We start from the raw sequence: 10,792 nt of genomic DNA on the forward strand, positions 1-10,792 counted from the left end.
TACTTAAAAAGGTATAATTTTTGCTATGTAATTTCCGTTCACTATTTGTAAATTACAAGAAAATGGCTACTTTTGCTGAAGAAAATGAAAAATCTATGACTATAGAAATATCAAAAAATGATAAAAAAACTCCATTCTTTATTGTTGCCTTAGTTGTACTTGCTATTATTAATATCATTTTGGTATATCTGATGATGCAAAACAAACAAGAAAGCTTGGATAAGGATGTTTTTATTGAAAAACAAAAAATAGAACTAGAGGAAACTGGTTCTAAACTTGATTCTTTGAATAGAGAGTTGGATATTCGTATTGCTGAAGCAAAAAAAATGAATAGAGATTATCAGGCTTTATTGGATATTCAAGATCAATTGAAAGCAGATATTGCTAACAAAAAAAACTCTAAAGAAGATATTGAAAGGCTTGTACAAGAATATGATACAAAAATCAAGAATTATGAAACTCTTTTGGCTCAAAAAGATGGAGAAATAAAGAATCTACAAGGCGAAAACAAAGAGCTTAACAAAGAAGTATCTAAAACTCAAACTGAAAAATCACGTTTAGCAGATTCTATTACCAACATTCAAAAACAGAAGAAGGAGTTGGAAGCTACTGTAGCAAAAGCCTCTGTCTTAAAATCTGAAAGTGTTAAAATAGAAGGTATTGATAGTAAAAACAAAATTGATGATGATGGAAAATTCAAATCTAAGAATCTTGAAAGATTGAAAGTCTCTATCAAAGTTTTTGAGAATAGTGCTGCAAAGGTTGGTAGTAAAGATATGTATATGCGTATCATTGAGCCTTCTGGAGCTGTAATGGTAGGTGCTGATGGAGGCAGATTCAGAGATGCTCAAGGAAAGGATATGAATTATACTATTGTTCAGAGTTTTTTGTTTGACAATATCAATAGAACCATTATTCTGATGTTCAGAAAAGGTAACTCTTTCCAAAAAGGTACACATGGTATAGAACTTTATTGTGAAGGTAGTTTAGTTGGAAAAGGTAGTTTTGAAGTAAATTAAATTTTGAAACAACCAGAAATATTTTTAGTTTTAAAATCAGGGATGTAGCAAGGCATATATCCCTGATTTTTTTATTGCTTATTAAAATTAAACTTTTTGTTTTATGAACCCCAAAGTATGTATTGTTGGTGCAGGCTCAAGTGGCATTACAGCTTGTAAAGTTTTACATCAACATAATATAGATTTTGATTGTTACGAAAAAGGCTCTCAAATTGGCGGAAATTGGCGTTATCTCAATGATAATGGCATGTCTTCTTCATATCGATCTTTGCATATCAATACATCAAGAAAAGTCATGGCATATTCGGATTATCCTATGCCTGAAGATTATCCCGATTATCCTAGTCATTTTCAGATTATTGAGTATTTCGAGAATTATGTCAGTCATTTTGGGTTCAGAAATAATATCATATTTAAAACAGGAGTAGAAAAAATTGAAAAATCAGAAAATAATCAATACAAAGTAACTTTGGATAATGGCGAAACTAAAATATATGATGTGGTTTTAATAGCTTCTGGGCATCATTGGAAAGCTCGTTATCCTGAATTTAAGGGAAATTTCGCAGGTGAAACATTTCATGCTCATGATTATAAAACACCTGATATTTTTCATGGAAATAAAAATGTAGTAGTAGTAGGCATAGGCAATTCGGCTGTTGATATTGCCTGTGAAGCATCCAGAAATACTATTGGAAAAGTTTGGATTTCAACAAGAAGTGGAGCTTATATTTTGCCAAAGTACATTATGGGTATTCCCTTTGATACACTTAATAAGTATAGTTTGGATTGGATACCCATGGCATTTAAACGTTCTTTACTTTCACTTTTTTTATGGCTTGCTCGTGGAAAACAAACCAATTATGGTGTTCCTAAACCTAACCGTCCTCTCCTATCCGAACATCCTACAATTTCACAAGAGTTATTGGGTCTAGTAGGACATGGAAAAGTACATTTCAAGCCTAATATTAAAGAACTTTCTGGAGAGTATATTATTTTTGAAGATGGTTCAAAAGAACAAGTAGATGTACTTGTATATGCTACTGGTTATAAAATTGCTTTTCCGTTTTTTGATAAGGCTTTTATAGATGCTGAAGAAAATAATGATATTGAGCTTTATAAACACACTATTCATCCCGAACATAAACACCTCTATTTTATTGGTTTATTGCAACCATTGGGGGCTATTATGCCCTTAGCCGAAGTGCAATCAGAATGGGTTGCTAAAATTATTTTGGATAAAATTCAATTGCCTTCTAAAGAGCTTATGCTCAAAGATATTACAAGGGAAAAGACCAAAATGAAAAAAAGATACAAAAGCTCTCCCCGTCACACAATTCAAGTGGAGTTTTACCCTTACAAAAACATGATAAAACGTGAAATAAAGAAGGCTAAAGTGTAAATTAATTTAGGTATGATCATGTAGTATTTCCTTTTAGATGTCTAATTTATATTTTCATGAGTCTTTTAAAAGATTATTTAGGTAAATTTATAAACTTTACGCCTACTCTTGAAAAGGTATTTTTTGAATTATGTACAATTCAGGAAATACCCAAAAAGACTCATTTATTCAAAGCTGGTGAAATCTGCCATCATGTTCATTTTATAGAAAAGGGTTTTGCAAGAGTGTATTATCTGCTTGATGGTAGAGATGTAACATCTTGGTTTGCTCAAGAAGGACAAGTAATGAGTGCCAAAGATAGTTTGTTTACAGGTAAACCCAGCGATTATAATATCCAGCTTTTGGAAGATTCTAAAGTAATCAGTATTAATTATCGAAAACTAGAATCTAAATTTGATGAATATCCAGAATTGGAAAGAGCGGCAAGACTAATCACCATCGAATCTTATTTGCAATTAGATGATAGGATTAAAAATATATTATTCTACACACCTGAAGAGCGTTATTTACGACTTCTTGAGAGCTATCCCAACATTACCACACGCATTTCGTTGGGGTATATAGCCTCTTATTTAGGCATTACACAAGAAACTTTGAGTCGAGTACGAGCCAGAGTTTAATTTTTTGATTTTGGTCAAAGGATTTTCCTTCAGATTATGAGAGATTTGTATCATCAGTACACGTTCTTCACCTCAAAGTTATATTATTATGAAATCACTCAATCAATGGTTTGACGAGTATGCAGTCAGTCACCAAAACCCTACTAATAAAGCTATTCACTATATTTGTGTTCCTGCTATTTATTTTTCTATCACAGGGTTACTCATGAGTTTGCCTAGTGGTATTTTAAGCAATACTTTAAACCTAAATATGCCAATTCTTGAAAATTGGGCGTTTCTGGCATTTATTTTTGCATTTATTTTTTATGTGCGTTTGTCTGTTAGAATGGCTATTAAAATTGCTTTGTTTACACTTGCCTGTTTGTTTGCAAACTATTACATCAGTCAATTTGTACCACTATGGATTTTCTCTGTTGTAGTATTTGTGGTTGCGTGGATAGGTCAGTTTTATGGACATAATGTAGAAGGTAAAAAACCTTCATTTATCAAAGATTTACAGTTTCTATTAATTGGTCCTGCTTGGGTGATAGAAAACTTGTTTGCTAAGACAAAATAACCTTATTATTTAATTTTTCTAAAAGTAAGAGACAAACGTCTGTCTCTTACTTTCTTTTTTCCCTCAATTATATCGCTTTTTTTTGCTTTGATACCATGTAGCCATTCATATCGAGCTTCATCAGCCATAATCAAGAGGCTTTGAGGTTCAAGAAATATTTCGGATTTTAATGTTTTATCTTTACTGATAAATTCCATTGTGCAAAAAGAGCCTAAACTTAAAGAGGCAATGGTATCATCAAAACAAGGCTCACAATCAATATGGTGAGCGATTCCCTGCCCTGCAAGATACTCATTGACAATTACTTGGTCGGCTTTGTAAGGTATATAACCTTTTTCATAAATGGATATAGCCAGATTTTCAATCCAATCTGGTAAATCTCCTATTTTCATAGAAGCATCTATTTTTCGCTTCTGATAATCGTATTTATAGCCATAATGCTGAACTCGCCTTTTCAAGTCATTTAACCAAGTAGCATTATCTATTTGATGAATAAGACTTTTTTCCTCTTCTTCCGAAATGAAATTGCTAATATAAATAAGCCCTTGTATTTGCATTATTTCAATCTAATTTCTGCCTGATTGGTATTGTTTTGTCTAAATTGTCCTATAAAAACTTTTGCTTTTTTTACAGAAAGCTCATAACAATACAAATAACCATCGTAAGAAGCTATCAATAATTCTAACTTTTTATCACCATCTATATCACCTAAAAATGGTGAGCACTCTGCCCCTGAAGGCATTTTGAGGCGTTCTAAACTTCTTACTTTCTCATCATAAATCAACAGTTCTCCTTTTTCAGTTGGAATAGCTATTTGCCAATTTTTGTTGGTGATGTTGCCCACAACTCCAGAAGCTGAAATTCTATTAGCAGCATGAAATCTTCTTACATTTTTATCTACAAATTTATTATTTGCTTCACCTTCTAGTTTTGCTTTAAGCAAATGAGCTATCCACAAACCATCATGCTCACTTGACCACCAAGAACTCCCTACAACCATTGTTTCGTTGGGCGTGATGGCAGGCGTTCCATATAAACCAGAAATACCTCCATAGTAAGGCTCTTTATCAGGCAGTTGGAAGTCCACACTATAAAGTACTTTACCATCTAATCCAAGCATAAAAACCCAAGAATAAGTGGTAGCAACCATAATAGCTGTTTTTTTCTCCTTTCTAATAATTACGGGAGATGACTTCAAGCCAGAACCTAAGTTAAAATCCCAGATAGTTTTACCATTTTTACCATCCAATGCATACAAATGTGATTCGTTCACACCTGAATTTTCACCATCTTCTGTACTTAAACCCCATCCTCCCGAAATAATATCAGGAATTTGGTCATCATTTACATCTACACCAACAGGTGAACACAAATAAGCTCCATCTGATTTTGATAAAATATTAACCCACAATGGTTTACCTGTTTTTCCGTTCAAAGCAACAACTCCTCTCCCTCGTACTGTAATGACTACATCTTTTTCTGCATCATTGTTGAGGTCAATGAGCAAGGGACAACTCTCAATATTACCATAATTATCTCCTATATTAGCTGTTGGGGCATTGTATTGCCATAAAAGTTGTTTTTGAGCTATATCATAACAATACAAAATATGGGCATCTGTACCAAAATAGAGTTTATTTCCATCTATAGCAATGCCATTCACATCTGTATCTGGCATATCTTTTTCTTCTTTGGTTTCCCAAACAGGAGTAATTTTTTCAAGAATATTACCTGTTTTGGGGTCAATGGAAAATACAGCGTCCAACTCATCTTTGCTGTTTTTCTCAAGAGTATTTCCGTTTGAGCCAACCCATATTTTATTTTTATCAAATAAAATATTTGTTCGATAGGTTGTCTGCCCTATTTTGGTCTTCCATTTCAAAGGAAAGACACTCTCTATATTTTGAGCTTGTGTGCAGATTGCAGTAAAAAGCAGTAGAAAAATGGAAGCGTTTTTCATATTTTTTGTATTTTAGTGCCAATATAAAAAAAGAAAATTTAAAAGCCTTTTCAATTTGAAATTTTCCATTTATGCCAAAAGCTATTATTATTGAAGATGAAACCAAAGCTCGAAGAGTTTTGGAAGAATTAATTAAAGAATATTGCCCTGATGTAGAGATACTTGCCTCTGTAGATAGTGTACCCGAAGGTGTAAAAGCTATCAAGAAATTTGAACCTGATTTAGTTTTTTTAGATATAGAAATGCCTCAATATAACGGTTTTCAATTGTTTGATTTCATTGAAGATGTAAATTTTGAGGTAATTTTTACAACAGCTTATCAAGAGTATGCTATTCAGGCTTTTGAAGTATCTGCCATTGCTTATTTGCTCAAGCCTATACAGATAGAAAAGCTTATACAAGCTGTTGAGAAGGTAAAAGAAAAGCACTCTCAACAGTCCAAAGAACGCATACAAGTCATGAAAAGTGCTTTAGGACAAGAGAAAGTGAGCAAAGTAGCTCTTCCTATTTCTGAAGGATTTTTATTTGTAGAACTAAATGATATTATGTACCTCACTGCAGAAGGAGCTTACACCACTATACTTTTAAGAGATAGTAGAAAATTTTTAGTTTCTCGAAATATCAAAAGTTTTGAAGAAATTTTTCACCATTCGTTCTTTTTCAGACCACACCGTTCTTATCTTATCAATTTGAATGCAGTGAAACAATTTATCAGACAAGATGGTGGATATATTTTGATGGAGAATGGTGATAGTGTCAGCATTTCTAAAGATAAAAAAGAAGAATTTTTGATGGCTTATCAGTCATTAAAGTAATTTTATGCAAAAACTCTTACAAGCTTTTTGAGTTGTAAAAAAAATAAAAACCCTAAACACAGAGTCTATAATCTGTTTTAGGGTTTTTTCTTTGCAAAAATCTTACGTAAGTGTAACCTTTTTTTTTTATTATTTTAAAAACCTTGTCTTTATAAGTACGTACATATACAAAACATCACTAAAAGTATAAAACGTATGAAAGCATTTGCCATACTTCTATTTTTAGTGCTAGCTTTAGCACTTTTGGCTCCAAGTTTGTTGGGTAGTTAGGTGTAAAGTTTTGTATCAAAGTTTTTATAAAACACTTATATAAACAGGTGTGTATCTTAAACAGTGTTCAAAAAAGTATCCACTTATAGTGGGTACTTTTTTATTTTTTGAGTTGTTTGTAATGATTAACATACTCCTCACAAAGTTTTTGTGTCTGATTATCTGATGTTTCACCTTCTTCTATATTAAACCAAAGTATATTTTCAATCCAAGTTCGATAAATAAATTCTTCAAAATTTTCGGCTGTATAAAATACTTCTTGTTTTATTATCTCATCTGTTAATTCATTTCCTATTCCTTCGTCTTCAAAAGGAATGGCAGAAGCTAAAATACAACTTTCACCTGTATCTCTTACATAATAATACCAAAATAGGCAGTCTTGTTGATCTCTATAAAAATGAAAAATATATCCCTTCTCACCGAGCCAAGTAAAAGGTGTAATTCTATCAGGCAAATCGAAGTAACAAGCTGTACAAGAGGGTATTAAATCGTGAGCAATTGGAGCTGACATAAATTTTACTAACGCTGTAGGTAGTATGATATGACTTGGCAAGTTGTTTTGGATGGTATCTATTTTTTGCTTCCATTTAGCATTTATTTTAAAAATATTGCTTTCTTGTGTAGGTTTAAAGGGCTTATCTACATAATCAGGTACTTTTTCATCAATTTCTTTGACAGTTTGATTACTCAAATAGCTAAAATTTCCATCCAAATATTTTTTATCTATGATAGGTAGTAAATCAAAAGGCTCACCACCATAAGTAGCATCAATTGGACGTAACTCGTCCAAATCTACACCAAACCATATTTTTTCAAAGGGAAAAGTTGCACTCATAATTCGAAGTAAAGATTTGAGATTAAGAATATTTTAGTGGAATAAATAAAATTCTAAAGGTTAATTTATGTTTTTATCTTGACAAAACAAAAAAAATGTATCAACTTGCCGTTTAAAAGCATACAAATCTGTATTTATGAGCAAAGAAGAAATTATACGTAACTTTAATCCAAATGATGTAGGCTCATCTGGCAAGCTATTTGGGCTACCTTTTGATGAAAATAGTGCAGAACTTATCATCATGCCTGTACCTTGGGAAGTAACTGTATCTTATAGTGCTGGTACAGCCATTGCTCCTGAAGAAATTTTATATGCCTCTGCTCAAGTAGATTTGTATGATGGAGATATTGAAAATGCTTGGCATATGGGAGTAACAATGCTCCCCTTCCCTGATAAATGGTTTGAGTTAAACGAAACGCTCAGAGAAGAAGCAGAAACATATATTGAATGGCTCGAAGATCAAATGCCAGAGGAAGCAGATAAAGAAATTACATATCTTAGAGAGATTCCTGAAGTAGTTAATAAAGAAGCCTTAAAATTGAATCATTGGGTAAAAGAAACTGCGTTAGAATGGATAAATAAAGGAAAAATGGTAGCTCTTTTGGGTGGTGACCACAGTACACCTTTAGGTTTGATGCAAGCATTAGCTACCAAATATGATAATTTTGGTATTTTACAAATAGACGCTCATGCCGATTTAAGAGATGCTTATGAGGGTTTTGAGTTTTCACATGCTTCTATCATGTTTAATGCTCTTAAAATACCTCAAATTTCTAAATTGGTACAAGTAGGCATCAGAGATTATTGTGAAGCAGAAGCAAATCTTATAAAGAATTCTAATGGCAGAGTTGTTACCTTTTTTGACCAAGCCATCAGAGAAAAACAATACGAAGGTGCTTCTTGGGCAAATATCTGTGATGAAATTATTAAGAACTTGCCTGAAAATGTATATATTAGCTTTGATATTGATGGTCTTGACCCTAAACTATGCCCTCATACAGGTACACCCGTAGCAGGTGGTTTCGAGTTTGCAGAAATTGTATTTTTACTTAAAAAACTAGTAGCTTCTGGGAAAAAAATTATCAGTTTCGATTTGGTAGAAGTGGCATGTGGAGATGTAGAAAATGAAGAATGGGATGCCAATGTTGGAGCTAGAATGTTGTTTAAATTGTGTAATTGGATGGGAGTTTCCCAAGGAAAGTTAAAGCTAGCAAAATAATCATGGTTTTTATATTCATCGCAATATTGGTATTTTCTGCTCAATATTTTATGCACTGGCAAATTTGGTCTGTCGCTGTAATTAGTTATGTGGTAGCTGGTGTATTGGGCAGAACAGCGTGGGGAGTTTTCTTTTCAGCATTTTTTTCTGTTTTCTTGGTTTGGTCAGGTATGGCTTTTTGGCAAGATATCCAAAACGACCAGATTCTTTCCAGTAGAATTGCTACCATGTTGGGTATTGCCAATACAAGTGAATGGCTTTTTGTTATAACTGGTTTGCTGGGAGGTATTGTGGGAGCAATTTCAGCTCTTGCTGGCTATTATGTAAAAAGAATTTTCATCAAGGCTCGTCCCAAAACTCCTATTTCTGGCAGATGATTCATGTAGCCACTCAAAAAGATTTACCCATAGTTTTATATCTTGCTCAAAGTACATTCCGAGAGAAATGGACACCCATTGATGGCGAGGAATTGGTAGAACATTATATCCTCGATAACATGCAAATTTCTCACTTTGAGCAAGATTTCTCTAATCCTGATATTTTGTTTTTACTTATTTTTGATGATGCTATTCCTATGGGTTATGCAAAAATCATCAAAAACTGTATTCCTGAAAATTATGCTCATTTGGGAAAACTCTTCTTAAAAATAGATAAATTGTACTTTTTAGAACAAACTCATAGAAAAGGTTTGGGTTCAAAAACAATGGAATATATCATCCAAATTGCTCAAAAAGAACTATTTGATACACTTTGGCTGGGTGTATGGGGACAAAATACTCAAGCCATTACATTTTATCAGAAATTGGGCTTCACCCAAGCTGGGAAATGGTTCTTCAAAATGGGTGATAAGATCTTTGACGATGAATGGCTGATGAGTAAAACTATTTCCTAAGAAAATTATATCCAAATATAAAGTTTATAGTGCTATAATCAGCATTGATATAGACTTCTTTGGCAAGTAAATCTCTTTTTAAGTTATATCTAAATTCGAAATTATATGTATTAGCATATTCCATCCCCATCCCAAAAGCTACACCACTACTTGTACTCATTTTTATATCTCTACGACCATCAAAATCCATCTTTGATTTTTTTATGGGAATATCAAAAACATAAGAAGTATTCAAAAATATTTTTGCATTTTTTGCTACATAAATACCATATCTAATTATAATAGGTACTTCAATAGCGTTGTATTTTGTTTCTGCTATCTCTTTAGTAGCAAATTGAATGTTAAAGTCTTGTTTTAAATTGTGATATTGAAAATTAGGTTCTAATAAAATGCTCCATTTATTATTATCAAATGGAAGAACAACTTCTCCTGATAGTCCTATTCTTGGTGTTAAATATTTTTTAAACTCTGCATCAAAAACACCTGAATTTCCTCCAGACATTTTTATAGAAGCTATATTTAAACCCGTTCGTATTCCTAAATTCAGTATTTTTCTTTTAGGCTTGCTCACATAATTGATGGGTTCTTGTCCAAAACAAGAGTTATATTTTAAAAAGATATTGGTTAATGATTTGGTATTGTATTCCGTTCTAATGAATTCTTGTCCTGATATTTTCTCACATTTCAAATAATTGATTAGCTGATTTTTATACAAGTTATTGCTTTTGATAAGGTCGTCTTTATCAGAGTACTTTTTATAAATTAGTTGTTCTATGGGTAAACTATCTACCTGAATGAAAAAACGATTCATATTAGTTTTGTGATAGAAGTATAAATTGGCTTTGCCTGAAACTAAAAGTTTCAAAAACAATGTCATTTCTTTATAGTCAGGTGCTTGATTATCACTTAAATAATTAATTTCAGACCTAGAGGTATCTACTTTTACTTTAAATCTCTGATATTTGGCAAAGTTTGTAATCTCAAACTCCTGAACTTGTTCAATAGTGGTAGTTTCTTTGGGAGAGCTTTCAGAAAGTTTATAATTGAAACTGGTTGGATTATTTTCCCAATCCATGTTTTTAATTAAACAATTTATCTTTTCGCCATTATTCTTGATAAAATAGCCTTGTTGGTAAGCATCTTGCCCATAAACAACTGAAAAATTGACAATTGTAATAAAAAATAATAAAATACTGACTTTCATAAA

General features: G+C 32.2%; 11 protein-coding genes and 1 pseudogene. 8 read left to right on the plus strand and 4 right to left on the minus strand.

All coding sequences use genetic code 11. The features are described from left to right. Positions 1-62: 62 nt before the first annotated feature. The 4 genes from AD998_14385 to AD998_14400 all read left to right on the plus strand — a co-directional run bounded on the left by AD998_14385 (position 63) and on the right by AD998_14400 (position 3,594). The gene (locus AD998_14385; protein KOY87174.1) at positions 63-1,019 is read left to right on the plus strand and encodes a hypothetical protein; all 957 of its coding nucleotides are present in this window, start codon (positions 63-65) and stop codon (positions 1,017-1,019) included. Positions 1,020-1,122: 103 nt separating this feature from the next. After that, a complete protein-coding gene (locus tag AD998_14390) occupies positions 1,123-2,418 on the plus strand; it encodes a monooxygenase (protein ID KOY87175.1) in 1,296 nt (431 codons plus the stop codon). Between the two features lie 56 nt (positions 2,419-2,474). Further along, positions 2,475-3,038 carry a hypothetical protein gene (locus AD998_14395; protein ID KOY87176.1) on the plus strand — a complete coding sequence of 188 codons (564 nt, stop codon included), beginning with the start codon at positions 2,475-2,477 and terminating at the stop codon, positions 3,036-3,038. Between the two features lie 88 nt (positions 3,039-3,126). Further along, positions 3,127-3,594 carry a hypothetical protein gene (locus AD998_14400; GenBank protein ID KOY87177.1) on the plus strand — a complete coding sequence of 156 codons (468 nt, stop codon included), beginning with the start codon at positions 3,127-3,129 and terminating at the stop codon, positions 3,592-3,594. A gap of 5 nt (positions 3,595-3,599) precedes the next feature. On the opposite strand, the gene AD998_14405 is transcribed toward AD998_14400, so the two are convergent. Both AD998_14405 and AD998_14410 read right to left on the minus strand, forming a co-directional pair. Further along, entirely contained in the window at positions 3,600-4,151 is a 552-nt protein-coding gene (locus AD998_14405) for a DNA repair protein (protein ID KOY87178.1), read from the minus strand. Then, a complete protein-coding gene (locus AD998_14410) occupies positions 4,151-5,554 on the minus strand; it encodes a hypothetical protein (GenBank protein ID KOY87179.1) in 1,404 nt (467 codons plus the stop codon). The genes AD998_14405 and AD998_14410 overlap by 1 nt, the downstream gene beginning before the upstream one ends. 71 nt (positions 5,555-5,625) lie before the next feature. On the opposite strand from AD998_14410, the gene AD998_14415 reads away from it, so the two are divergent. Continuing rightward, positions 5,626-6,369 (plus strand): histidine kinase, encoded by a 744-nt coding sequence (locus AD998_14415; protein KOY87180.1) that lies wholly within the window; start codon positions 5,626-5,628, stop codon positions 6,367-6,369. Positions 6,370-6,739: 370 nt separating this feature from the next. Here AD998_14415 and AD998_14420 read toward each other — a convergent pair whose 3' ends face one another. Beyond that, positions 6,740-7,474, minus strand: a complete 735-nt coding sequence (locus tag AD998_14420) for a hypothetical protein (protein ID KOY87181.1) — start codon at positions 7,472-7,474, stop codon at positions 6,740-6,742. 136 nt (positions 7,475-7,610) lie between these two features. Here AD998_14420 and AD998_14425 point away from each other — a divergent pair, with 136 nt between their 5' ends. The 3 genes and pseudogenes from AD998_14425 (at position 7,611) to AD998_14435 (ending at position 9,585) form a co-directional block, all read left to right on the plus strand. Beyond that, complete coding sequence (locus AD998_14425; protein ID KOY87182.1) at positions 7,611-8,693, plus strand: agmatinase; 1,083 nt, start codon at positions 7,611-7,613, stop codon at positions 8,691-8,693. A gap of 140 nt (positions 8,694-8,833) precedes the next feature. Then, a pseudogene (locus AD998_14430) lies at positions 8,834-9,070 on the plus strand (hypothetical protein). Further along, positions 9,067-9,585, plus strand: coding sequence for a hypothetical protein (locus AD998_14435; GenBank protein ID KOY87183.1), 519 nt, complete (start codon positions 9,067-9,069; stop codon positions 9,583-9,585). Before AD998_14430 ends, AD998_14435 begins: the two are co-directional and overlap by 4 nt. Here the strand turns inward: AD998_14435 and AD998_14440 are convergent. Further along, positions 9,575-10,789: a hypothetical protein gene (locus AD998_14440; GenBank protein ID KOY87184.1), complete on the minus strand. Its 1,215-nt coding sequence runs from the start codon at positions 10,787-10,789 to the stop codon at positions 9,575-9,577. The genes AD998_14435 and AD998_14440 overlap by 11 nt on opposite strands. Positions 10,790-10,792 lie beyond the last annotated feature (3 nt).

The organism is bacterium 336/3, from assembly GCA_001281695.1.
GTDB lineage: Bacteria > Bacteroidota > Bacteroidia > Cytophagales > Thermonemataceae > Raineya.

Excerpts from the sequence above, each read along its gene's own strand:
- AD998_14385 (KOY87174.1), top strand. The coding sequence starts at position 63 with ATGGCTACTTTTGCTGAAGAAAATGAAAAATCTATGACTATAGAAATA.
- AD998_14390 (KOY87175.1), top strand. The coding sequence starts at position 1,123 with ATGAACCCCAAAGTATGTATTGTTGGTGCAGGCTCAAGTGGCATTACA.
- AD998_14395 (KOY87176.1), top strand. The coding sequence starts at position 2,475 with ATGAGTCTTTTAAAAGATTATTTAGGTAAATTTATAAACTTTACGCCT.
- AD998_14400 (KOY87177.1), top strand. The coding sequence starts at position 3,127 with ATGAAATCACTCAATCAATGGTTTGACGAGTATGCAGTCAGTCACCAA.
- AD998_14405 (KOY87178.1), bottom strand. The coding sequence starts at position 4,151 with ATGCAAATACAAGGGCTTATTTATATTAGCAATTTCATTTCGGAAGAA.
- AD998_14410 (KOY87179.1), bottom strand. The coding sequence starts at position 5,554 with ATGAAAAACGCTTCCATTTTTCTACTGCTTTTTACTGCAATCTGCACA.
- AD998_14415 (KOY87180.1), top strand. The coding sequence starts at position 5,626 with ATGCCAAAAGCTATTATTATTGAAGATGAAACCAAAGCTCGAAGAGTT.
- AD998_14420 (KOY87181.1), bottom strand. The coding sequence starts at position 7,474 with ATGAGTGCAACTTTTCCCTTTGAAAAAATATGGTTTGGTGTAGATTTG.
- AD998_14425 (KOY87182.1), top strand. The coding sequence starts at position 7,611 with ATGAGCAAAGAAGAAATTATACGTAACTTTAATCCAAATGATGTAGGC.
- AD998_14435 (KOY87183.1), top strand. The coding sequence starts at position 9,067 with ATGATTCATGTAGCCACTCAAAAAGATTTACCCATAGTTTTATATCTT.
- AD998_14440 (KOY87184.1), bottom strand. The coding sequence starts at position 10,789 with ATGAAAGTCAGTATTTTATTATTTTTTATTACAATTGTCAATTTTTCA.